Annotated in this window: 19 protein-coding genes and 1 tRNA gene; 16 read left to right on the forward strand and 4 right to left on the reverse strand. The window is 68.5% G+C overall.

The window, feature by feature from the left end; all coding sequences use genetic code 11:
• Positions 1 to 3 precede the first annotated feature (3 nt).
• The 14 genes from AC07OZ_RS25150 (at position 4) to AC07OZ_RS25215 (ending at position 14,428) form a co-directional block, all read left to right on the forward strand.
• Positions 4 to 1,086: a helix-turn-helix domain-containing protein gene (locus tag AC07OZ_RS25150; RefSeq protein WP_495469788.1), complete on the forward strand. Its 1,083-nt coding sequence runs from the start codon at positions 4 to 6 to the stop codon at positions 1,084 to 1,086.
• A gap of 59 nt (positions 1,087 to 1,145) precedes the next feature.
• Positions 1,146 to 2,450, forward strand: coding sequence for a flavodoxin-dependent (E)-4-hydroxy-3-methylbut-2-enyl-diphosphate synthase (ispG, locus tag AC07OZ_RS25155; RefSeq protein WP_495469789.1), 1,305 nt, complete (start codon positions 1,146 to 1,148; stop codon positions 2,448 to 2,450).
• Complete coding sequence (gene hisS, locus AC07OZ_RS25160; protein WP_495469790.1) at positions 2,447 to 3,754, forward strand: histidine--tRNA ligase; 1,308 nt, start codon at positions 2,447 to 2,449, stop codon at positions 3,752 to 3,754. The genes ispG and hisS overlap by 4 nt, the downstream gene beginning before the upstream one ends.
• A 38-nt stretch (positions 3,755 to 3,792) precedes the next feature.
• Positions 3,793 to 4,467 carry a YfgM family protein gene (locus AC07OZ_RS25165; RefSeq protein ID WP_495469791.1) on the forward strand — a complete coding sequence of 225 codons (675 nt, stop codon included), beginning with the start codon at positions 3,793 to 3,795 and terminating at the stop codon, positions 4,465 to 4,467.
• Positions 4,464 to 5,609, forward strand: coding sequence for an outer membrane protein assembly factor BamB (gene bamB, locus AC07OZ_RS25170; RefSeq protein ID WP_495469792.1), 1,146 nt, complete (start codon positions 4,464 to 4,466; stop codon positions 5,607 to 5,609). The genes AC07OZ_RS25165 and bamB overlap by 4 nt, the downstream gene beginning before the upstream one ends.
• A 1-nt stretch (position 5,610) precedes the next feature.
• On the forward strand, positions 5,611 to 6,957 hold the full coding sequence (gene der / locus AC07OZ_RS25175; protein ID WP_495469793.1) for a ribosome biogenesis GTPase Der: 1,347 nt from the start codon (positions 5,611 to 5,613) through the stop codon (positions 6,955 to 6,957).
• A 79-nt stretch (positions 6,958 to 7,036) separates the two neighbouring features.
• Entirely contained in the window at positions 7,037 to 7,279 is a 243-nt protein-coding gene (gene hfq, locus AC07OZ_RS25180) for an RNA chaperone Hfq (RefSeq protein WP_495469794.1), read from the forward strand.
• A 5-nt stretch (positions 7,280 to 7,284) separates the two neighbouring features.
• On the forward strand, positions 7,285 to 8,586 hold the full coding sequence (gene hflX, locus AC07OZ_RS25185) for a GTPase HflX (protein WP_495469795.1): 1,302 nt from the start codon (positions 7,285 to 7,287) through the stop codon (positions 8,584 to 8,586).
• 53 nt (positions 8,587 to 8,639) lie between these two features.
• Positions 8,640 to 9,914, forward strand: a complete 1,275-nt coding sequence (hflK, locus tag AC07OZ_RS25190) for an FtsH protease activity modulator HflK (protein ID WP_495469796.1) — start codon at positions 8,640 to 8,642, stop codon at positions 9,912 to 9,914.
• Positions 9,915 to 9,933: 19 nt separating this feature from the next.
• On the forward strand, positions 9,934 to 10,833 hold the full coding sequence (gene hflC / locus AC07OZ_RS25195; protein ID WP_495469797.1) for a protease modulator HflC: 900 nt from the start codon (positions 9,934 to 9,936) through the stop codon (positions 10,831 to 10,833).
• Positions 10,834 to 10,922: 89 nt separating this feature from the next.
• Entirely contained in the window at positions 10,923 to 11,108 is a 186-nt protein-coding gene (locus AC07OZ_RS25200) for a DUF2065 domain-containing protein (protein WP_495469798.1), read from the forward strand.
• A gap of 172 nt (positions 11,109 to 11,280) precedes the next feature.
• Positions 11,281 to 12,444: an ATP phosphoribosyltransferase regulatory subunit gene (locus AC07OZ_RS25205; protein ID WP_495469799.1), complete on the forward strand. Its 1,164-nt coding sequence runs from the start codon at positions 11,281 to 11,283 to the stop codon at positions 12,442 to 12,444.
• A 52-nt stretch (positions 12,445 to 12,496) separates the two neighbouring features.
• Positions 12,497 to 13,834, forward strand: a complete 1,338-nt coding sequence (locus AC07OZ_RS25210) for an adenylosuccinate synthase (RefSeq protein ID WP_495469800.1) — start codon at positions 12,497 to 12,499, stop codon at positions 13,832 to 13,834.
• Between the two features lie 72 nt (positions 13,835 to 13,906).
• Positions 13,907 to 14,428 (forward strand): phosphoribosyltransferase, encoded by a 522-nt coding sequence (locus tag AC07OZ_RS25215; protein WP_495469801.1) that lies wholly within the window; start codon positions 13,907 to 13,909, stop codon positions 14,426 to 14,428.
• Between the two features lie 117 nt (positions 14,429 to 14,545).
• Here AC07OZ_RS25215 and AC07OZ_RS25220 read toward each other — a convergent pair.
• Positions 14,546 to 14,630 (reverse strand) — tRNA-Leu (locus AC07OZ_RS25220).
• Between the two features lie 171 nt (positions 14,631 to 14,801).
• Here AC07OZ_RS25220 and rnr point away from each other — a divergent pair.
• A complete protein-coding gene (gene rnr, locus AC07OZ_RS25225) occupies positions 14,802 to 17,210 on the forward strand; it encodes a ribonuclease R (RefSeq protein ID WP_495469802.1) in 2,409 nt (802 codons plus the stop codon).
• A gap of 102 nt (positions 17,211 to 17,312) precedes the next feature.
• On the opposite strand, the gene AC07OZ_RS25230 is transcribed toward rnr, so the two are convergent.
• From AC07OZ_RS25230 to AC07OZ_RS25240, 3 genes are read right to left on the reverse strand one after another with little or no spacing between them, the layout of a single operon-like run.
• Positions 17,313 to 18,827 carry an NAD(P)H-hydrate dehydratase gene (locus AC07OZ_RS25230; RefSeq protein WP_495469803.1) on the reverse strand — a complete coding sequence of 505 codons (1,515 nt, stop codon included), beginning with the start codon at positions 18,825 to 18,827 and terminating at the stop codon, positions 17,313 to 17,315.
• 24 nt (positions 18,828 to 18,851) lie between these two features.
• Positions 18,852 to 20,057, reverse strand: a complete 1,206-nt coding sequence (locus AC07OZ_RS25235) for an FAD-dependent oxidoreductase (RefSeq protein WP_495469804.1) — start codon at positions 20,055 to 20,057, stop codon at positions 18,852 to 18,854.
• A 1-nt stretch (position 20,058) separates the two neighbouring features.
• On the reverse strand, positions 20,059 to 21,423 hold the full coding sequence (locus tag AC07OZ_RS25240) for an amidase (RefSeq protein WP_495469805.1): 1,365 nt from the start codon (positions 21,421 to 21,423) through the stop codon (positions 20,059 to 20,061).
• A 191-nt stretch (positions 21,424 to 21,614) separates the two neighbouring features.
• On the opposite strand from AC07OZ_RS25240, the gene rpsB reads away from it, so the two are divergent.
• Complete coding sequence (rpsB, locus tag AC07OZ_RS25245) at positions 21,615 to 22,361, forward strand: 30S ribosomal protein S2 (protein ID WP_495469806.1); 747 nt, start codon at positions 21,615 to 21,617, stop codon at positions 22,359 to 22,361.
• Positions 22,362 to 22,432: the final 71 nt, after the last annotated feature.

Here is a 22,432-nt window from a genome sequence, read left to right on the forward strand (position 1 = left end):
CGCATGACTCCGACGGCCGCCGATGAGGCGACGAACGGGGCGGCGCCGGACGCTTCCGCGCCGGCACCCGCTCCTGCAATGGCTCCGGTCACCGCGGGCGAGGCCCTGCGTCGCGCGCGCGAAGCGCGCGGCCTGCACATCGCCGCGCTGGCCGCGACCTTGAAAGTGCCGCAGTCGAAGCTGGAGGCGCTGGAGGCCGACCGCTACAAGGACCTGCCCGACGCGACCTTCGCGCGCGCGCTGGCGCGCTCGATGTGCCGCGTGCTGAAGATCGAGGCCGAGCCGGTGTTGAAGATGCTGCCCAGCGGCGGCGGCGAGGCCTCGCTCGACCGGGTGACGCCGGGTCTGAACCAGCCGTTCCGCGAGCGCTCGGTGAGCCAGGAGCCAGCGCTGTCGACGGAGCTGCTCAAGCGTCCGGCGGTGCTGGGGATCGGCGTGCTGTTGATCGCCGCCGTGGCCGTGTATGCCATCCCGTCGAGCTGGATCGATCAGGTCACGCAGCGTTTCCGGCAGGCCGATTCCGCCGCCACGGCGCCCGGGCCGGGCAGCGTGGTCGGCACGCCGCCCGCCGCGACGGAGACGCCACCGACGAACGTGGAGGCGCCCGTGGTGAGCGCCTCCGAGACTTCGCCTTCGCCCGCGGGACAGGTGTCCGCCGGAGCATCGACGCTGCCGCCGCAAGGCGCCGGCGCGACGACGGCACCTGCCGCCACGGTGCCGACGACCACAGCGCCGACGACCACGGCGCCCGCGCCGGCCGTCACCGCCCAGGCCACGCCTGCCGCGCCGACGGCTTCGGCACCCGCGACGGCCGGTCAACCGGTCCACGCCGGCGCGCCCGCGCCCGGCACGTCGCCGTTGAAGGTCCGCGCCAGCGCGGAATCGTGGGTCGAGGTGGTCGACGCCAAGGGCCAGGTCCTGCTGTCGAGACTGCTGCGTCCCGGCGACCTGGTCGACGTCAACGGCGTCGCGCCGCTGAAACTGCGCGTGGGCAACGTGTCCGGCACGGAACTGGTTTTCCGTGGCCAGGCCGTGGACCTCGCCGCCCGTTCGCGCGACAACGTCGCGCGCCTCGAACTGAACTGACTCCACCCGACCCGACGGGCGCCGCACCAGCCGCAACCCTTTCGCAAGAGCGCCGCAAGATGGACAAGCCAGCCACTCCCGATTTCGCTGAAGCCCTCGATCTCTCCGATCTGATCGCCGCCGCCGCGCCGTCCGCGCGCCGCTCGCGCCAGGCGCAGGTGCGCTGGGGCAGCCGCGTGGTGACGATCGGCGGCGACGCGCCAGTGCGTGTGCAGTCGATGACCAACACCGACACCGTCGACGTCATCGAGACGGCGATCCAGGTCAAGGAGCTGGCGCAGGCCGGCTCGGAACTGGTCCGCATCACCGTCAACAACGCCGAGGCCGCCGACGCCGTCCCGCACATCCGCGAGCAGCTCGACCGCATGGGCATCGACGTGCCGCTGGTGGGCGACTTCCACTACAACGGCCACCGGCTGCTGACCGAGCATCCGGCCATGGCGCGCGCGCTGTCGAAGTACCGGATCAATCCGGGCAACGTCGGCAAGGGCGACAAGAAGGACCGCCAGTTCGCCCAGATGATCGAGGCCGCGATGCAGTACGACAAGGTCGTGCGCATCGGCGTCAACTGGGGCAGCCTGGACCAGGAACTGCTCGCCCAGATGATGGACGACAACGCGAAGCGCGCGCAGCCCTGGGACGGCAAGCAGGTCATGTACCAGGCGCTGATCCAGTCGGCGCTGTCGTCGGCCTCGTATGCCCGCGAGCTGGGCATGAACCCCGACAACATCATCATCAGCTGCAAGGTCAGCGGCGTGCAGGACCTGATCTCGGTCTACCGCGCGCTGAGCAGGCGCTGCGACTACGCGCTGCACCTGGGCCTGACCGAGGCCGGCATGGGCACCAAGGGCACCGTGGCCTCGGCCACGGCACTGGCGGTGCTGCTGCAGGAAGGCATCGGGGACACGATCCGCGTCTCGCTGACGCCGCAACCCGGGGAGTCGCGCACGCAGGAAGTGGTCGTCGCGCTGGAGATCCTGCAGTCGCTGGGCCTGCGCGCGTTCAACCCGAGCGTCACCGCCTGCCCCGGCTGCGGCCGCACGACCAGCACGACCTTCCAGGAACTGGCCAAGCAGATCGACGATTTCCTGCGCGCGCAGATGCCGGTCTGGCGCGAGAAGTACCCCGGCGTCGAGACCATGAAGGTCGCGGTGATGGGCTGCATCGTCAACGGCCCCGGCGAGAGCAAGCACGCCGACATCGGCATCAGCCTGCCGGGCAACGGCGAGGCGCCGGCGGCGCCCGTCTTCATCGACGGCGAGAAGGCGCTGACCCTGCGCGGCGACAACATCGCCGGCGAGTTCCACGCCCTGGTCGAGACCTACATTGAAAAGCGCTTCGGCGCGAGCACCACCACCGCATGAGCAAGAACATCCAGGCCGTCAAGGGGATGAACGACATCCTCCCGGCCAGTGTCGACCGCAAGGACAAGCTGCCGAGCAGCCAGCTGTGGAGCTGGTTCGAGACCACGCTGCGCGGCGTGCTGCAGCGCTACGGCTACCAGTACATGCTGACCCCGATCGTCGAGCCGACCGCGCTGTTCGTGCGCGGCCTGGGCGAGGTGACCGACATCGTCGAGAAGGAGATGTACTCCTTCACCGACAGCATGAACGGCGACAAGCTGACGCTGCGCCCGGAAGCCACCGCCGGCATCGTCCGCGCGATGGTCGAGCACAACGCGCTCTACAACGGCCCGCTGCGACTGTGGACGATGGGTCCCATGTTCCGCCACGAGAAGCCGCAGAAGGGCCGCTACCGCCAGTTCAACCAGCTGGACGTCGAGGCGCTGGGCTTCGCCGGTCCCGACGTGGACGCCGAGATCATCCTGATGGTCCGCCGCCTGTGGCAGGAGCTGGGTCTGGTCGTCGGCGAGCACGTGCGCCTGGAGTTGAATTCCCTGGGTCAGCCGGAGGAGCGCGCCGCGCATCGCGCCGCGCTGATCACCCACTTCGAGGCCCACGCCGACAAGCTCGACGAGGACGGCAAGCGCCGCCTGCACACCAACCCGCTGCGCATCCTCGATACCAAGAATCCGGCCATGCAGGCGGTCGTCGAGGCGGCGCCGCACCTGATGGATTTCCTCGGCGAGGAAAGCCTGGCGCACTTCAATGCCGTGCGCGCGATCCTGGACGCCGCCGGCGTCGAGTACCGCATCAACACGCGCCTGGTGCGCGGCATGGACTACTACAACCTGACCGTCTTCGAATGGGTGACCGACCAGCTCGGTTCCCAGGGCACGGTCTGCGGCGGCGGTCGCTACGACGGGCTGTTCGAACAGCTCGGCGGCAAGCCGACACCGGCGGTGGGCTTCGGCCTGGGCATCGAGCGGCTGCTGCTGCTGATCGACGAGCTGGGCCTGCCGGTGCCGTCGTCGGCCCCGGACGTGTACGCGGTCCTGCCGGACGCGGCCGCGCTGCCGCAGGCGATCCCCGTGCTGGAGGCGCTGCGCGCGGAAGGCGTCGTGGTGCAGATGCATGCCGGCGGGGGCTCGTTCAAGTCGCAGTTCAAGAAGGCCGACGCCTCGGGCGCCCGCTTCGCGCTGGTGTTCGGCGCGGACGAACTGGCGCGCGGCGAAGTCGCCGTCAAGCCGCTGCGCGGCGACGGCGAACAAGTGACACGCCCGCTTAACACGGCCGCTGCATGGGCGGCCGATCTGCGCACCGCATAATCGCGACCTCGAATTTCAACCCGGACCCTCACTCGCACATGGCGTCTCATCTCGATCTCGAAGAACAGGAACAGCTGGAGCAGCTCAAGGCGTTCTGGAAGCGCTGGGGCAATCCGATCACCTGGCTCCTGACGCTGGCGCTGGTGGCTTACGCCGGCTGGACCGGCTGGAACTACTGGCAACGCACCGAGGCCGCCAAGGCCGCCGCGATGTACGGCGAGCTGCAGCGTGCGGCGCAGGCCGCCGATCTGGGCAAGAGCGTCGCCGTGTTCGGCAACCTGAAGCAGGACTACGCCGGCACCGGTTACGCCGCGCAGGCCGCGCTGGTGACCGCCAAGCTGCAGCTGGACAAGGAAAAGCCTGACGACGCGCGTGCCACGCTGACGTGGGCCGCGGCCAATGCGAAGGGCGAGGCCTACCGCGATCTGGCCCGCCTGCGCCTGGCCGCGCTGCAGATGGACGCCAAGCAGCTCGACGAAGCCGGCAAGACGCTGGACGCCGTCAAGAGCGCGGACTTTGCGGCGCTGGTGGCCGATCGCCGTGGCGATCTGGCGCTGCTGCAAAACAAGCCCGACGTCGCCAAGGCCGAGTTCAAGAAGGCCTATGACGGTCTGGAGAAGCAGCTTGACTATCGCCGTCTGCTCGAAGTGAAGCTGGCCAGCCTCGGCGTGGCCGTCGGCGGTGACGAACCGGCTGCGGGAGCCACCCAATGAATGCCGGCCTGACCCTCGGCCGACTGGCCCGGGCGCTGCTGCTGGGCGGCGTCGCGGCGACGCTGGGCGCCTGCTCGCTGTTCAGCAGCTCGACCGCGCCCAAGCCGGCCGCGCTGGAGAACATCACGCCGTCGCTGCAGGCCCGCGTGGCCTGGGAAGCGCGCGTGGACAGCGTCAAGTTCCCGCTCACGATCACAGCGGTCAACGACCGCTTCGTCGTCGGTGGCTCGGACGGTGTCATCAGCGCGATCTCGGCGAACGACGGCACCACGCTGTGGCGCGCCGACATCGGCAAGGGCCTGACGGCGGGCGTCGGCAGCGATGGCCGCTTTGCCGCGGCGGTGACGCGCGACAACGAGCTGGTCGTGACCGAAGGCGACAAGATCCTGTGGCGCAAGACGATGACGACCCCGGTCGTGACGTCGCCGTTCGTCGCGGGCGAACGCGTGTTCGTGCTGACGCTGGACCGCGCCGTACTCGCCTTCGATGCGGTCGACGGCCGCCGTCTGTGGGAACTGCGCCGTCCGGGCGAGCCGCTGACGCTGCAGCAGGCCGGCGTGATCGGCGCCTACCAGAACACGCTGCTGGTGGGGCAGGGCTCGCGCCTGGCGGGCATCGATCCCACCCGCGGCCTGCTGATGTGGGAAGCGACCGTCGCCAACCCGCGCGGCACCAATGAGGTCGAGCGCCTGGCCGACCTGGTCGGACCGCTGGCCCGCGACAACGACGTGTTCTGCGCCCGCGCGTTCCAGTCGGCCGTCGCCTGCGTCAACGGCGAACGCGGCAACACGATCTGGACCCGCAACAACGCCGGCCTGCGCGGCGTCGGCGCCGACTCGACGATCGTCGTCGGCGGCGACGCCTCCGACCGGCTGACCGCCTGGGGCACCCGCACCGGCGATGTCGTCTGGACCGCAGACCAGTTCCAGAACCGCAAGCTCAGCGCGCCGCTGGTGACCGACAAGTCGGTCATCGTCGGTGACAGCGAGGGCTACGTGCATTTCCTGTCCAAGGACAAGGGTCTGACCGTGCAGCGCCTGCAGACCGACAGCTCCGGCATCGCCGCGGCGCCGGTGCAGCTCGGCGGCACGGTGCTGATCGCCACTCGCAGCGGACGCCTGTTCGCGCTGCGTCAAGACTGATATGAAACCTGTGATCGCCCTGGTGGGCCGCCCCAACGTGGGCAAGTCCACGCTGTTCAACCGGATGACGAAGAGCCGCGACGCCATCGTCGCGGACTTCGCCGGCCTCACGCGCGACCGCCATTACGGCGACGGTCGCCTGGGCGATCGCGAGTTCATCGTCATCGACACCGGCGGCTTCGAGCCGGACAGCACCACCGGCATCGTCAAGGAGATGGCCAAGCAGACCCGCCAGGCCGTGGCCGAGGCGGATGCCGTCATCTTCGTGCTGGACGTCCGCACCGGCCTGGCCGGCCAGGACCAGGACATCGGCCGCTACCTGCGCCAGTGCAACAAGCGCGTCTTCATCGCCGTCAACAAGGCCGAAGGCATGAGCGACAGCCCGCTGCTGGCCGAGTTCCATGAACTCGGCATGGGCGAGCCGCATCCGGTCTCCGCCGCGCACGGGCAGGGCATCCGCTCGCTGCTCGAGGCGGTGCTGGACAGCTTCGAGGCGCCGGCCGAGGACGAGGAGCCCGCGGAGGGGGCCGGTCCCGACGACGAACGGGCGATCCGCCTGGCGGTGGCCGGCCGTCCCAACGTCGGCAAGAGCACGCTGATCAACACCTGGCTGGGCGAGGAGCGGCTGGTCGCCTTCGACATGCCCGGCACGACGCGCGACGCCATCAGCGTCGACTTCGAGCACAACGGCCAGAAGTTCAAGCTGATCGACACCGCCGGCCTGCGCCGCAAGGGCAAGGTCTTCGAGGCGATCGAGAAGTTCTCGGTCGTCAAGACGCTGCAGGCGATCGCCGACGCCAACGTCGTGCTGCTGCTGATCGACGCGACGCAAGGCGTCACCGACCAGGACGCGCACATCGCCGGCTACGCGCTGGACAGCGGCCGGGCCGTGGTCATCGCGATCAACAAGTGGGACGCGATCGACAGCTACCAGCGCGAGACCATCGAGCGCCAGATCCAGACGCGGCTGGGCTTCCTGCGCTTCGCGCCCATCCTGAAGATCTCCGCGCTGAAGCGGCAGGGCCTGGGCCCGCTGTGGAAGGCGCTGGCGGACGCCTATTCGTCGGCCTACCGCAAGATGACGACGCCGGTGCTGACGCGCCTGATCATGGAGGCGGTCCAGCACCAGCAGCCGCAGCGCTCGGGCATCTCGCGCCCGAAGCTGCGCTACGCCCACCAGGGCGGAATGAACCCGCCGATCGTCGTCATCCACGGCAATGCGCTGGAAGGCGTCAGCGACGTCTACAAGCGTTATCTGGAAGGGCGCATCCGGGACCACTACAAGCTGGTCGGCACGCCGATGAAGATCGAGCTGCGATCCTCGAAGAACCCGTTCGCCGAAACCTGAAGACAGCGCGGTCCGGGGAAACCCGGTGCTGTGATAAGGTGTGGCATTCCAACACCTCACTTCCAACACGGAGCATATCGTGAGCAACAAAGGACAACTCTTGCAAGACCCTTTCCTGAACCTGCTGCGCAAGGAGCATGTTCCTGTGAGCATCTACCTCGTGAACGGCATCAAGCTGCAAGGCCACATCGAGTCCTTTGACCAGTACGTGGTGTTGCTGCGCAATACGGTGACGCAGATGGTCTACAAGCACGCCATCTCGACGGTGGTTCCGGGCCGTGCGGTGAACTTCCACACCGGCGAGAGCAACGACGCTGCCTGAGCTGATTGACCACACAAGACCCCACCCATTCGACGCCGCCCCCCGAGGCGGCGCGCGCCATTCTGGTGGGGGTCGATCTGGGCCGCGGCGAGGCCTTCGACCCCACCCTCGACGAACTCGCGCTGCTGGCCGAGTCGGCCGGTGACACCCCGGTCGCCCGGGTGGTCGCCCGGCGCAAGGCGCCCGACGCGGCGCTGTTCATCGGTTCCGGCAAGGCCGACGAGATCAAGCTGATGGTGGAGGCGCTCGGCGCCCACACCGTGCTGTTCGATCAGGCCATCTCCCCCGCCCAGCAACGCAACCTGGAACGCCACCTCGGCGTGCCCGTGGCCGACCGCACCGCGCTGATCCTGGAGATCTTCGCGGCCCGCGCGCAGAGCTTCGAGGGCAAGCTGCAGGTGGAGCTCGCGCGGCTGCAGTACCTCTCGACGCGCCTGGTGCGCCGCTGGAGCCATCTGGAGCGTCAGAGCGGCGGCATCGGCATGCGCGGCGGCCCCGGCGAGCGCCAGATCGAGCTGGATCGCCGCATGATCGACGACCGCATCAAGTCGATCAAGGAACGGCTCAAGAAGGTCCAGAAGCAGCGCGCCACGCAGCGCCGCGCCCGCGCGCGCAACGGCGTGTTCCGCGTCTCGCTGGTGGGCTACACCAACGCCGGCAAGAGCACGCTGTTCAATGCGCTGACGAAGGCCAAGGCCTACGCCGCCAACCAGCTCTTCGCCACGCTCGACACGACGACCCGCTCGTTGTACCTCGAGGAGGCGGGCACCAGCGTCTCGCTGTCCGACACCGTCGGCTTCATCCGCGATCTGCCCCACAAGCTGGTCGAGGCGTTCAAGGCCACGCTGCAGGAGGCGGCCGACGCCGACCTGCTGCTGCACGTGGTCGACGCCGCCAGCCCGGTCCTGGCCGAGCAGATGGAGGAGGTCGAGCGGGTGCTCGCCGAGATCGGCGCGCAGCACATCCCGCAGATCCTCGTCTACAACAAGCTCGACCTGCTGGAAGACAACCAGCGTCCGCGCCAGTTGCAGGACTGGCTGACCCGCGTCGGCGGCGAGCACGGCGGACAGCGCCTGCCGCGGATCTTCGTCAGCGCGGTCAAGGGCGAGGGCCTGGATGAACTGCGCACGATGATCGCGTCGCTGATGCAGGCCGCGCCAGTGCCCGAATACAGCGGCATGACGGATGCCGACGACGAGGTCGGAGAGGCGGATGCGATCGACGCCGACGATGTCGACTTGAACCCTCAAGACCTGCCCCAAGATCGGTCGGACCCGCAGGATCATCCGCAGGGACGCACAGGCTGAGGCCGTTCGCCAATGCCCGATACTTGCAACAAGACTTCCTCATCAGGATGCGTATGAATCAAGACGATCGCATGTCCGTCGCCGGTGGCGGACGTGACCCGCGGGGTGGAGCCGGCAGCCTGCGCCGCCGGCTGGGGCTCTGGATGAGCAATGGCCGCAACGAAGGCCCGCCTGACCTGGACGAGCTGTGGCGCGACTTCAACCGCAAGCTCTCGCGCCTGTTCGGCGGCCGGGGCGGCAATGACGGCAACGGCCCGACGGGTGGCGGCGGTGGCAATCCCCAGCCCGACATGCGTGGCGCCGGCATCGGCGCCGGCCTGGTGGTCGGCGTGGTGCTGCTCGGCTGGCTGGCCAGCGGCCTGTTCATCGTGCAGGAAGGCCAGCAGGGCGTGGTCACCTCGTTCGGCAAGTACAGCCGCACGGTGGACGCCGGCATCCAGTACCGCTTCCCGTATCCGTTCCAGGCGCACGAGGTCGTGTCGGTCACGCAGTTGCGCTCGGTCGAGATCGGCCGCAACACGGTCGGCCAGGCCACGGGCCTGCGCGATTCGTCGATGCTGACCCAGGACGAGAACATCATCGACGTGCGCTTCACCGTGCAATACCGGTTGAAGGATTCGCGCGACTACCTGTTCGAGAACGTCAACACCGACGAGGCCGTCACGCTGGCGTCCGAATCGGCAGTGCGCGAGATCGTCGGCCGCAACGAGGCCAACGCGGTCCTCTACGAGAAGCGCGACCAGATCGCGAACGAACTGCAGACGTCGATCCAGCAGCAGCTGGACCGGCTGAAGACGGGGATCCAGATCTCCGCCGTCAACCTCAACAGCGTGCAGCCGCCGGAGCAGGTGCAGGCCGCCTTCGAGGACGCCTTCCGCGCGAACGCGGACCGGGAACGTCTGAAGAACGAGGGCGAGGCCTACGCCAACGACGTCATCCCGCGCGCCCAGGGCCAGGCCGCCCGCCTGCGCGAGGACGCCGAGGCCTACCGTGCCCGGGTCGTCTCGTACGCCGAGGGCGATGCGCAGCGCTTCAAGTCCGTGCTGGCCGAATACCAGAAGGCGCCGGCCGTCACGCGCGACCGCCTCTACATCGACGCGATGCAGCAGGTCTACTCGCGGGTCACCAAGGTGATGGTCGACGCCAAGAGCGGGTCCAACCTGCTGTACCTACCGCTGGACAAGCTGATCCAGCAGCAGACGGGCACCGTCACGACGACCGTGCCGACCCCGGTCGCGCCCGCCGATGCGTCGACGGCCAGCCCCTCGCTGAGCACCGATCCGCGCTCGCGCGACAGCATGCGCAGTCGCGACCGCGACGGCCGTTGATCGACAGGAGCCCACAACAATGAATCGCATCGTCTCCGTCGTCGTCGGTCTGCTGATCCTGTTCATGATCGCCAGTTCGACCCTGTTCGTCGTCGACCAGCGTCAGTACGCCGTCGTCTACTCGCTGGGCGAGATCAAGGACGTGATCGCCGAGCCCGGCCTGAAGTTCAAGCTGCCACCGCCCATGCAGAACGTGGTGTTCCTCGATCGCCGCGTCCAGACGCTGGACTCGTCCGAACCCCGCGCGATCTTCACCGCCGAGAAGAAGAGCCTGGTCGTTGACTGGCTCGTCAAATGGCGCATCGTCGATCCCAAGCAGTTCATCCGCAACAACGGCAGCCAGCTGCGCAATCTCGAATCGAGACTGAGCCCGGTGGTCAATTCCGCGATGAACGAGGAGGTGACCAAGCGCACCGTGGCCGCCGTCCTGGCGACCGAGCGGGAGAAGGTCATGCAGGACGTCCGCAAGCGTCTGGAGAGCACGGCCAAGGAGCTGGGCATCGAGATCGTCGACGTGCGCGTCAAGCGCGTGGACTTCGCGGCCAACATCACCGAGGCCGTCTACAACCGGATGAAGACGGAACGCGCCCGCGCCGCCAATGAGCAGCGCTCCACCGGCGCGGCCGAGGGCGAGAAGATCAAGGCCGATGCCGACAAGCAGCGCGACGTGATCACCGCCGAGGCCTACAGCGACGCACAGAAGATCAAGGGCGAGGGCGACGCCAAGGCGTCGGCGCTGTATTCCGAGGCCTTCGGCCGCGACCCTCAGTTCGCGCAGTTCTATCGTTCGCTCGATGCGTACCAGGCGTCGTTCAAGGGCAAGAGCGATGTGATGGTGCTCGACCCGTCGAGCCCGTTCTTCAACGCGATGCGCAACGGCGGTCCGGGCGCTCCGGCAGCGCCAGCGTCGAAGAAGTGAACCCGGGCGGGGCCGGCCCTGGCGACCTCCGGGTCGGCCGGCCCTGGTCATCAGGCTGACCGGCAGCAGCCGGGGAGGGCGGCCCCATCATGAGCGGCGACAAGTGGCTGGCGGCGCTGGCGCTGCTGCTGATCATGGAGGGGCTGTTGCCTTTCCTGAATCCCGGCGCGTGGCGCCAGCTGTTCTCGAAGTTGTTGGCCATGAGCGACGGCCAGTTGCGATTTCTCGGTCTGGCGAGCCTGGTGTGCGGGGGCTTGCTGTTGTTGCTCCTCTGAGCAGGCATGCGGCAGTGGAGTGCAAAGGACGGTGACCAGGCTGCGCGGCCCGTCACGAAGCCTCGCTGAATCCTTGACGAACGCGCGTCGGACCCTTGCCCGAGGGTCTCGGCGGTCAAGGCGTGCCGCGACCCCGGTACAATGCCGTTTTTAACCCCCTCCCTGAACGTCCATGGCCTCTGCTTGGCTGCTGCCCGAGCACATTGCTGACGTCCTCCCCTCCCAGGCTCGCCGCATCGAAGAACTTCGACGCGAATTGCTGGACATGGCGCGGACCTACGGTTGCGAGCTGGTGATGCCTCCCATGCTGGAGCATCTCGACTCGCTGCTTTCCGGCACCGGCCAGGCGCTGGACCTCAAGACCTTCAAGCTCGTCGACCAGCTCTCCGGTCGCAGCCTGGGCCTGCGCGCGGACACGACCCCGCAGGTCGCCCGCATCGATGCCCACCTGCTGAACCGTGCCGGCGTGACGCGCCTGTGCTACTGCGGGCCCGTGCTGCACACGCGCGCCGAGGGCCTGACCGCGACGCGCGAGCCGCTGCAGTTCGGCGTCGAGATCTACGGCCATGCCGGCCTCGAAGCCGATCTGGAAGCGCAGGAGCTTGCCATCGACGCGATGCAACGCGCGGGTGTGACGCGTCTGGTGCTGGACCTGGGCGATGCGCGCCTGGTGCGGGGCGTGCTGGGCGAGCATGCGCTGGGCGAGGACCGTCTGAATGCGCTGGTGGCCGCGATGGCCGCCAAGGACGCTGCCGGTGTGGCCGCGTTCTCGAACGAATTGCCGGCGGATGTCGTCGCCGCGCTGCAGACGCTGCTGCGCCTGTATGGCGGCGTCGAAGTGCTGGCGGATGCGCGTCGTGCGCTGCCGGTCAATGCGCTGGTCACGGCCGCGCTGGACGACCTGGAGTGGCTGATCCATCACCTGCGCGCGGCGTATCCCGACGTTCGCATCGGCGTCGATCTGGCGGATCTGCCGGGCTTCGGCTACTACAGCGGCGTGCGCTTCGCGCTGTACGCGGAGGGCGGCAGCGATGCGGTCCTGCGCGGCGGCCGCTACGACGAGGTCGGCGCGGTCTTCGGCCGGCGGCGTCCCGCCGTCGGTTTCAGCCTGGACCTGAAGACGCTGGTGGGTCTGATCCCGGCCACGTCGCTGCGGGCCGCGGTGCGCGCCCCGTGGGGCGAGGATCCCGACCTGCGCGCGGCGGTCCGCCGCCTGCGCGAACAGGGCGAGACCGTGGTCTGCGTCCTGCCGGGCCACGAGCAAGAGAACGACGAATTCGAATGCGACCGCGAGCTGGTGCAGTCCGGCGGTCAATGGGTGCTGCGATCGCTGTGAGCGACGCGATTCGCCCCTCCACCCTCAACCTCCAAATCATCGGATGAACGACATGCAAAGCAGTGAGATCGCGCGCGGGCGCAACGTGGTGGTCGTCGGCACCCAATGGGGTGACGAAGGCAAGGGCAAGGTCGTCGACTGGCTGACTCCCCACGCGCAAGGCGTGGTGCGTTTCCAAGGTGGCCACAACGCCGGCCACACGCTGGTCATCAAGGGCGTGAAGACGGCGCTGCAGCTGATCCCGTCGGGCATCATGCGCGACGGCGTCGCCTGCTACATCGGCAACGGCGTGGTGCTGGACCCGACGCATCTGCTGTCGGAGATCGAGCGCCTGGAGAAGGCCGGTGTCGAGGTGCGTTCGCGCCTCTACATCAGCGAGTCCTGCCCGCTGATCATGCCGTTCCACGTCGAGGTCGACCGCGCCCGCGAGGCGCTGCGCGAGAGCAGCGGCAGCGGCAAGATCGGCACGACCGGCAAGGGCATCGGCCCGGCCTACGAGGACAAGGTCGCCCGCCGCGCGCTGCGCGTGCAGGACCTGAAGCATCCCGACCGCTTCGCGAAGAAGCTCAAGGAACTGATCGACCTGCACAACGCGGCGCTGACCGGCTACCTGAATTCGAAGGCGCTGGAGTTCCAGCCGATCTTCGACCACGCGATGTCGCTGGCCGACCAGATCAAGCCGATGATGGCCGACGTCGGCTACATGCTGCACAAGGCGCATCAGGCCGGCCAGAACATCCTGTTCGAGGGCGCGCAAGGCACGTTGCTGGACATCGACCACGGCACCTATCCGTATGTGACATCGAGCAACTGCGTGGCGGGCAACGCCGCCGCGGGTGCGGGCGTGGGTCCGCAGATGCTGCATTACATGCTGGGCATCACGAAGGCCTACGCGACGCGCGTGGGTTCGGGCCCGTTCCCGACCGAGCTGGATTGGGAAACCGAAGGCACGGTGGGTCACCACCTGTCGACGGTCGGTCAGGAGCGCGGCACCGTCACCGGTCGCGCGCGCCGTTGCGGCTGGATCGACGCCGCCGCGCTGAAGCGCTCGATCATCATCAACGGCATCACCGGCCTGTGCCTGACCAAGCTGGACGTGCTGGACGGCCTGGCCGAGATCAGCATGTGCGTCGGCTATGAGCTCGACGGCAAGCAGATCGACATCCTGCCGCTGGACGCGGACGAGATCGTGGCCTGCAAGCCGGTCTACGAAGTCTTCCCCGGCTGGACCGAATCGACCTTCGGCATCACCGAGTGGGATCAACTGCCGGCCAACGCGCGCGCCTATCTGAAGCGCGTGGAAGAAGTCATCGGCGCGCCGATCGCCATGGTGTCCACCGGTCCCGACCGCGAGCACACCATCCTGCTGCAGCATCCGTTCCAGGGTTGAGCGACCGCTCGAGCCCTGTCGTTTTCCGTCTTATCCAGACCTGACCCCATCCATCGCTGAGGAGCCTCCCCCATGTTGACCGACGACGGCAAACATCTGTACGTGTCGTGGGATGAATACCACCTGTTGATCGAACGCCTGGCGCTGAAGGTGCACGCCTCCGGCTGGGAGTTCGACCAGATCCTGTGTCTGGCGCGCGGCGGGATGCGTCCCGGCGACGTGCTGTCGCGCGTGTTCGACAAGCCGCTGGGCATCATGTCGACCAGCTCGTACCGTGCGGAAGCGGGCACGATCCAGGGTCGTCTGGATATTGCCAAGTACATCACCATGCCCAAGGGCGAGCTGGCGGGGCGTGTGCTGCTGGTGGATGATCTGGCGGACTCGGGCGTGACGCTGAAGGCGGTGGTGGAGCGGCTGCGTGGCATGCCGTCGATCACCGAGTTGCGTTCGGCCGTGATCTGGACGAAGAGCGTTTCGGAGTACACGCCGGACTATTACGTCGAGATGCTGGAAACCAGCCCGTGGATCCATCAGCCGTTCGAAGACTACGACGCACTGCGCCCCGATGCGCTGGCGAAGAAGTTCGCAATCTGATGAAGGAAGGGCTGACAACTGTCAGCCCTTTTTTCTTGTTGGCGTCGCGAGTCTCGCTGACGAGTCCTCGACGAGGCGCCAATGAGAAAAGCCGGCTCATGGCCGGCTTTTCGAATATGGTGCCCAGGAGAGGACTCGAACCTCCACGGAGTTACCCGCTAGTACCTGAAACTAGTGCGTCTACCAATTCCGCCACCTGGGCAAGGTCAGAAGCCAGTTTCCCGGAAACCCAGCTCAAGTCACTTCTTGAAGTATTCTTGAGCCCTCGGTTTCTCGGAACACAGAAGTGCTTCTGCGTTTCAGGAAAGACAAGGATTCTACTATCAAAAACTTCAAGAATGCAAGCCCCCAGGGCGCTCAAAGCGCTCAGCTGATGGGGGAGATCGAAGGCACGGTGCAGGGTCACCGCGACGGGCACGGTTTCCTGATGCCCGACGATGGTCAATCGGACGTTTATCTGTCCTCGCAGGAGATGCACGCCGTCATGCACGGCGACCGCCTGCGGGTGCGCATCGTGCGCCACGACAAGCGCAACCGTCCCGAAGGCCGCGTGCTGGAAATCCTCGAACGCCGCAAGAAGCCGATCATCGGCCGCCTGCTGCTCGAGTCCGGCATCTGGCTCGTCGCCCCTGAAGACAAGCGCTACGGCCAGGACATCCTGGTGCCGAAGAATGCGATCGCCAATGCGACCGCAGGCCAGATCGTCGCCGTCGAGCTCACGGAGCCGCCGTCGCTGTATTCGCAGCCGGTCGGCCGCGTGACCGAAGTGCTGGGCGAGATCGACGACCCCGGCATGGAGATCGAGATCGCCGTGCGCAAGTACGAGGTTCCGCACGCCTTCAGCGCCGACACGCTGGCGCAGGCGGCGAAGCTGCCCGACAAGGTCCGCGCGGTCGACATGAAGCACCGCATCGACCTGCGCGACGTGGCGCTGGTGACGATCGACGGCGAGGACGCCCGCGACTTCGACGACGCGGTCTACTGCGAGCCCCACAAGCAGGGCCGGGGCAAGACGGCGTTCCAGGGCTGGCGGCTGCTGGTCGCGATCGCCGACGTCAGCCACTATGTGAAGCCGGGTGAGCCGCTGGATCGCGATGCCTACGAGCGCGCGACCTCGGTCTACTTCCCCAGACGCGTCATCCCGATGCTGCCGGAGAAGCTGTCGAACGGCTTGTGCTCGTTGAATCCGGAGCAGGACCGCCTGTCCATGGTCTGCGACATGCTGGTCAGCGAGTCTGGCGAGTTGCACGCCTACCAGTTCTATCCGGCGGTCATCAACTCGCATGCGCGCTTCACCTACACGGAAGTGGCGGCGATCCTCGGCAACACGCACGGCCCCGAGGCCCACAAGCGCAAGACGCTGGTGCCGCACCTGCTGCACCTGCACGAGGTCTACCGCGCGCTGCTGTCGCAGCGCGCCAAGCGCGGTGCGATCGACTTCGAGACCACCGAGACCCAGATCGTCTGCGACGACAACGGCCGCATCGAAAAGATCGTGCCGCGCACCCGCAACGAGGCGCACCGCCTGATCGAGGAGGCGATGCTCGCCGCCAACGTCTGCGCGGCGGACTTCATCGCGGGCGGCAAGCATGCGTCGCTGTACCGGGTCCACGAAGGTCCGACGCCCGAGAAGCGCGGCACGCTGCAGGCCTACCTGCGCGCGCTGGGCATCGGCATGGGCATCAGCGACGATCCGTCGCCGGGCGAGTACCAGGCGATCGCGCAGGCGACCAAGGACCGGCCCGACGCGCAGCAGATCCACACGATGCTGCTGCGTTCGATGCAGCAGGCGATCTACACGCCGGCCAACGCGGGCCACTTCGGCCTGGCCTACCAGGCCTACACGCACTTCACCAGTCCGATCCGGCGCTATCCGGACCTGCTGGTGCACCGCGTGATCAAGGCGCTGCTCGGCTCGAAGAAGTACGCGCTCGACGCGCACAAGATGGAAGCCGCGAACCCGATGCCCAAGCGGCCGGGCAAGCCGGCCTCGAAGGCACCGAGCCCGGCCTCCGCATCGACCGAGGCGGAGCGCTGGGAAGTCGTTGGCGCGCACTGCAGCGCCAACGAGCGCCGTGCTGACGAGGCCTCGCGCGACGTCGAAGCCTGGCTGAAGTGCCGCTTCATGCGCGACCACCTTGGCGAGGAATTCGCCGGCACGGTGAGCGCGGTGACGAGCTTCGGCCTGTTCGTGCAACTTGACGCCTTGTATGTCGAGGGCCTGATCCACATCACCGAACTCGGTGGCGAGTACTTCCGTTTCGATGAGGTCCGGCAGGAACTTCGCGGCGAACGCACCGGCATCCGCTACGCCACCGGCGCACGCGTGCAGGTGCAGGTGAGCCGTGTTGACCTGGATGGCCGGAAGATCGACTTCCGCCTGGTGCGCGATGGGGACGAACAGCGCCTGCTGCGCGGCGCGCACCGCGACAAGTTCGGCGACCGGCGCGGCGGCGACGGCAAGGGCCCCGCGAGGAAGCAGGACAAGCGCGCCGAGCAACGCGCGCGGCGAGAGGCCGCCGCAGCTCCGGCCGCGACGGTCGAGCCGATGCCGTTGCCGCCGCCTGATCCGCCGACGGCGGTCGACTCGCTCGAACGCATCGAGCAGGCTGACCGCGTGCTGAAGGCTGAGCGCCGCAAATCGGAGCGCGCGACGAAGGGCTCGTCGACGCATCCGGTTCAGGCGGCCAAGCGCACGGCCCGCAGCGCGGCGAAGTCTGTTGCCGCGAAGGGCAGTGGCGCGCCGGCAGCCAAGACGTCACGGCGCAAGCGCGGCGCATGAGTGCTGCCTGATGGGCTCGATCGCCGCCGATCGAGCCTCGGATGAAGAAGGGTCTGGTCATGCCAGGCCCTTCGTGTTTCTGGTGCGTGCTCTCGCCGGTGTTCAGGCGGAGGGGTTGTGCAGCGCGGCCATCGCGTCGATCAGGTCGGCGGCGAGCAGCGGGCCGGCATGGCCTTCAGCGGCCGCGCCGTGCCATGCCGCGGCCGTGCAGGCGAGGTCATGCGGCGCGATGCCGGGCGACTGCGCCCAGAGTCCGCCGATCCAGCCGGCCAGCACGTCGCCGGTGCCTGCGGTCGCCAGTGCCGACGAGCCGGTGCCATTGATCGACAGGCGTCGATTGGGCGTTGCGACGATGCTGCCGGATCCCTTGAGCACCACGGTCGCCGCGAATCGCATGGCGAGCTGCGTCGCGGCGTCCAGGCGATCGGCCTGAACGGCTGCGGCGGAAGGCAGACCCAGCAGTCGTGCCGCTTCCAGCGGATGCGGCGTCAGGATCGTCGGCCAGCCGTGCGCCGCGCGGCGGCGCAGCGCGTGCTGCAGCGTCTCGTCGGCGGCGACGAGGTTCAGCGCGTCGGCATCGAGCACGATGCGCGTCGCGCCGTGCAGCACCGTGGACAGGGACGGTGCGATCGCCGTGCCGCCGCCACAGCCGCACACGGCGACGATGTCCCGCCAGGTGTCGGTCGGAGCGCTCCAGCGCGCGGCATCCCAATGCATCAGCTCCGGCCGGGCGGGCCATGGCTGGCCGTCGTCGTCAGGCAGTGCGGCGTACACGCGACCCGCGCCGGCCGCCAGCGCCGAGGTGGCGGCGAGCCACGCGGCACCGCGCATCGTCGGCGCGCCGCCCAGGACGACGACGTCGCCATGCCGCCCCTTGTGACTCGACGCCGAGCGTGCGAACTCGCCTTGCCACCGCGCGATGCGGCTGGCGCCGAAGAGCTGGCCTACGCCCTTCTCGCCGACCGGTATGTCGAGATCGTCGAACCAGACGCGCCCCGCGAGCGCACGGCCTTCGCCAGTGAACAGGCCGGCCTTCAGCGTCAGGAAGGTCAGCGTGTGATGTGCATGGACTGCATCGGCGCCCAGTGGCTGGCCTGTGCGGACATCGATGCCGCTGGGGACGTCGACGGCCAGCACTGTGGCGCCGGCAATGCGCAGCGTGCCGATGGCCTGGATGGCCGAAGCGAATGCGCCCTCGGGCGCGCGGCTGGCGCCGAGGCCGAGGAGGGCGTCGATGGCGACATCGGCCCGCCGGGGCATGTGCCGGGCGTCGGTGTGCAAGCGCAGGCCGGCTTGCCTGGCGGTGTCCAGCGCATGCGCGGCATCGCTGCCCGGCTGGGGCTCAGGCCCGACCCGCAGCACGTCCACCGTCCATCCACGGGCGGCCAGATGGCGGGCCGCGATGAGGCCGTCGCCGCCGTTGTTGCCGGGGCCGGCGAAAACCGCGGCGTACTGGCCGAAAGGCTTGAGCGCCAGTGCGAGTCTTGCCACCGCCAGCCCGGCGCGCTCGATCAACGTGTGCGGCGGGTGCAGCGACAGCGCTGCAGATTCGATGCGCCGGCTCGATGGCACGTCGTGCAGGGATAGATCGTGGGTCGTGGGCAGTACCGGCAGCATGGCGCCGACTCTATCCCCGTCCGGTCACTTGAACCGACCCGGCTCCAGCAGCGCGGCATCGATGCCGGGGTCCTTCTTCGCGAGCCGGGCCGCCAGCAGTTGCGCGGCGGCGCCGGCCATGGTCCAGCCGTGTTCGCCGTGACCGATGTTCAGCCACACGCCGGGCAGGCCGGACTCGCCGATCAGCGGCAGTTCGTCCGGCAGCAGCAGGCGTGAGGTCTTCCAGCGCTGCTGACCGCCGGCGAGCAGGGCGCCCGGGAACCAGTCATGCGCGGCCTGATGCAACGCGCCCATCGACTGGCCGTCCGGCTGTGATGACGAGCCGCCCAGCTCGTTCGCTCCGCCGACGCGCACGCGCTGGCCGAGTCGGGTGAGGCTGACGCCCAGCGCCACGTCGATGACGGTGGCGCGAGGTCCCAGGTCCGGGTGTGCCTCCAGCATGCGCAGCGGTGCCGTCAGCGTGTGCGTGTGGACTGTTCCCCACGGCAGCTTCAGCCCCTGCGCGGCGAGCAGCGCCGCCGCGCCCTTGCCGGCGCAGACCAGCACCGCGTCCACGCGCAGCGGCTCGCCGGCGGCCATGTGCACGGCGGGCTGGCTGCCGGGCTCGATGCGCAGCACGTCGGTGTTGAAGTTCCACTGCACGCCGAGCCGTTGCGTTTCCAGCTTCAGCGCCTGGCTGAACTGGCGGGCGTTGGCCGCCTCGTCCTGCGTCAGCAGGATGCCGCCGTGCAGCGCGGTCTCGGCGTTGAGTCCGGGCTCCTGTGCGCGACAGCCGTCGGCGTCCAGCTCGCGATGCGGCACCTGCCGCTCCTGCAGCCGCGCCAGCAGCGGCGCCGCGCCCTTGTAGTCCTTCGCGGTGCGCCACAGCAGCAGCACGCCGGCTTCGCGCTCGACGTCCATCTTCAGCTCGCGTCGCCACACGGCCATCACGGCTTGTCCGCGCTGGGCCAGCGCATGCAGCGCTTCGGGCATCGCGTGGGCGCCGCGCGCGCGGCCGGCTCGCCAGTGCGCGAACTTCCAGCCGAGCTGGCCCGGCTTGCCGCGCCATGTCAGCGGTGCATCCGGCCGCGCGGCCATCAGGCCCGGCGCGATCAGCCCTGGCGGCGCGAAGCTCGCGCCGGTGGCGACGCTGGTGTCGCGTTCGAAGACGTGAACCTCGTGGCCTTGCAGCGCGAGTTCGTAGGCGCTGGTGACGCCGGCCAGGCCGGCTCCGATGATGGCGACGCGCATCTCAGCGGATCCCCGCGGCCGGTGCGGCCAGCGTCGCCTCGACGCGCGACGCGGCGCTCAGCACCGTGCGATCGTGCATCGCAGGCGCCCACAGCATCAGGCCCACTGGCAGCTCGCCGGGCTGCTCGCACGGGATCGAGATCGCGCAGCCGTCGAGCAGGTTCACGACGGCGGTGTTGCGCAGCAGGCGCGCGTTGGTGGCGAAAAACAGGTCGTCGCTGGACAGCAAGGGGGCGATCTCCGGGGCTTGGAGGGGAACGGTGGGGCTGAGGAAGACGTCGATGCCGGACATCTCCGCCGTCATGTCGGCGATCCAGCGTCGGCGGGCATCGAGCAGCGCCTGATAGGCGGCGGGAAGGATGGCTTCGCCGCGGCGGATGCGCAGTGCGACGCGCGGGTCGTAGCGGCCGCCGCGTTCGGCGAGGCGCGCATGGTGCCACGTCCAGGCCTCGGCCGCCGTGATGCCGCCCTGCGTTTGCAGTTCCGCCACACGGGGCAGGGCGGGCAGCGCGCGCTCCTCGATGCGGGCGCCGGCGGCGCGCAGCGTCGCGAGCGCGCGTTCGAACGCGGCGGTCACGGCGGGATCGAGCTCGTCCTGCATGAAGGTCGGCGTGATCGCGAAGCGCCATGCCGACAAGGGGCCTTCGTCCAGCTCAACCGGAGTGCCGCTCAGCACCCCGTGCAGCAGCGCCGCGTCCCGCACCGAGCGGGTGATCGCGCCGGCGGTGTCCAACGAGGGCGCGAGCGGCACGCAGCCGTCGAGCGGGACCAGTTGCGCCGTGCTCTTGAAGCCGACCAGCCCCTGCAGCGCGGCCGGGATGCGCAGCGACCCGCCGGTGTCCGAGCCGAGCGCCGCCCATGCAGCGCCGGTGGCAACGCTGACCGCGCCGCCGGAGGTCGATCCGCCGGGAATGCGGTCCAGGCCGTCGATGGCGCGTGTCACCGGATTCCGGGGCGTGCCGTGATGCGGATTGATGCCGACGCCGGAGAAGGCGAACTCGCTCAGGTTCGTGTGGCCGATCAGCGCGGCGCCTGCGGCGCGCAGCCGGGCGACGGCGGGGGCGTCGTGCACAGCGGCCGGCGCATCGTCCATCGCGGCGGAGGCGGCGGTCGTCGGGTGTCCGGCGACGTCGAACAGGTCCTTGACGGACACCGCCAGGCCGCCGAGCGTCGGGCGGGGTTCGCCGCGTGCCGCTGCGGCATCTGAAGCCTCTGCGGCCGCGCGGGCGCCGTCATTGAAACGGCGCAGGAAGACGTGCTCGCACGCCGCGTCGTCGGCGCGTGCCAGGTTCTCGGACAGCAGGGTGCGCGCCGATTGCCGGCCCAGGCGCAGAGAGGCGAGCGCCTCGGTCAGGTCGATCGGCATGCGAAATCGGGTTATACTCGTTGGGTTTTTCCCGGATAAGCCAGCCGTTGGGGCTGGAGTCCGGTGAGAGACGCGGTCTGTGGTCTCGGCCACACATCGCAAATTCGCGAGTCCGGCGAATCAAGGTGTTGCGACGTCTTTCAGATGTCGCAATTCGTGCCGGATTCTAGAACCAACCTTCGGAGTTACTTATGTCCGTCACGATGCGTGAGATGCTGGAAGCCGGCGTCCATTTCGGCCACCAGACCCGCTTCTGGAATCCCAAGATGGCCCCGTATATCTACGGCCATCGCAACAAGATCCACATCATCAACCTCGAGAAGACGCTGCCCGCGTTCGAGGAAGCCCTGAAGTTCGTGCGCCAGCTCGCCTCCAAGCGCGGCACGATCCTGATGGTCGGCACCAAGCGCCAGGCCCGCGACATCGTCGCCGCCGAAGCCGAGCGCGCCGGCGTCCCGAGCGTCAACCAGCGTTGGCTGGGCGGCACGCTGACCAACTTCAAGACGGTCAAGACCTCGCTGAAGCGCCTCAAGGACATGCAGGCCCAGATCGACGCCGGCACCCAGCCCGCGATCAAGAAGGAAGCCCTGATGTTCACGCGCGACATCAACAAGCTCGAGAAGAACATCGGCGGCATCCAGGACATGGCCGCGCTGCCGGACGCCCTGTTCGTCATCGACGTCGGCTACCACAAGATCGCCGTCCTGGAAGCCAAGAAGCTGGGCATCCCGGTCATCGGCATCGTGGACACCAACCACTCGCCCGAAGGCATCGACTACGTCATCCCGGGCAACGACGACTCGGCCAAGGCTGTCGCCCTGTACGCCAAGGCTGTCGCCGACGCCGTGCTGGAAGGCCGCGCCAACTCGTCGAACGACGTCGTCACGGCTGTCGCCGCTGAAGGCGACGAATTCGTCGAAGTGAACGAAGGCGCCTGATCCAGGCCCTGACCCGCGACGGGTTCTGACAAGGGGGCTGATTCAGCCCCCTTCGTCCAAGTAAAGTCCAA

This window comes from Roseateles sp. GW821-FHT09G03 (genome assembly GCF_059416045.1).

Excerpts from the sequence above, each read along its gene's own strand:
- AC07OZ_RS25200 (WP_495469798.1), top strand. The coding sequence starts at position 10,923 with ATGAGCGGCGACAAGTGGCTGGCGGCGCTGGCGCTGCTGCTGATCATG.
- AC07OZ_RS25230 (WP_495469803.1), bottom strand. The coding sequence starts at position 18,827 with ATGCTGCCGGTACTGCCCACGACCCACGATCTATCCCTGCACGACGTG.
- AC07OZ_RS25150 (WP_495469788.1), top strand. The coding sequence starts at position 4 with ATGACTCCGACGGCCGCCGATGAGGCGACGAACGGGGCGGCGCCGGAC.
- der (WP_495469793.1), top strand. The coding sequence starts at position 5,611 with ATGAAACCTGTGATCGCCCTGGTGGGCCGCCCCAACGTGGGCAAGTCC.
- rpsB (WP_495469806.1), top strand. The coding sequence starts at position 21,615 with ATGTCCGTCACGATGCGTGAGATGCTGGAAGCCGGCGTCCATTTCGGC.
- hisS (WP_495469790.1), top strand. The coding sequence starts at position 2,447 with ATGAGCAAGAACATCCAGGCCGTCAAGGGGATGAACGACATCCTCCCG.
- AC07OZ_RS25215 (WP_495469801.1), top strand. The coding sequence starts at position 13,907 with ATGTTGACCGACGACGGCAAACATCTGTACGTGTCGTGGGATGAATAC.
- AC07OZ_RS25210 (WP_495469800.1), top strand. The coding sequence starts at position 12,497 with ATGCAAAGCAGTGAGATCGCGCGCGGGCGCAACGTGGTGGTCGTCGGC.
- bamB (WP_495469792.1), top strand. The coding sequence starts at position 4,464 with ATGAATGCCGGCCTGACCCTCGGCCGACTGGCCCGGGCGCTGCTGCTG.
- AC07OZ_RS25205 (WP_495469799.1), top strand. The coding sequence starts at position 11,281 with ATGGCCTCTGCTTGGCTGCTGCCCGAGCACATTGCTGACGTCCTCCCC.
- AC07OZ_RS25165 (WP_495469791.1), top strand. The coding sequence starts at position 3,793 with ATGGCGTCTCATCTCGATCTCGAAGAACAGGAACAGCTGGAGCAGCTC.
- hflK (WP_495469796.1), top strand. The coding sequence starts at position 8,640 with ATGAATCAAGACGATCGCATGTCCGTCGCCGGTGGCGGACGTGACCCG.
- AC07OZ_RS25240 (WP_495469805.1), bottom strand. The coding sequence starts at position 21,423 with ATGCCGATCGACCTGACCGAGGCGCTCGCCTCTCTGCGCCTGGGCCGG.
- ispG (WP_495469789.1), top strand. The coding sequence starts at position 1,146 with ATGGACAAGCCAGCCACTCCCGATTTCGCTGAAGCCCTCGATCTCTCC.
- rnr (WP_495469802.1), top strand. The coding sequence starts at position 14,802 with ATGGGGGAGATCGAAGGCACGGTGCAGGGTCACCGCGACGGGCACGGT.
- AC07OZ_RS25235 (WP_495469804.1), bottom strand. The coding sequence starts at position 20,057 with ATGCGCGTCGCCATCATCGGAGCCGGCCTGGCCGGCGTCACCAGCGCC.
- hflC (WP_495469797.1), top strand. The coding sequence starts at position 9,934 with ATGAATCGCATCGTCTCCGTCGTCGTCGGTCTGCTGATCCTGTTCATG.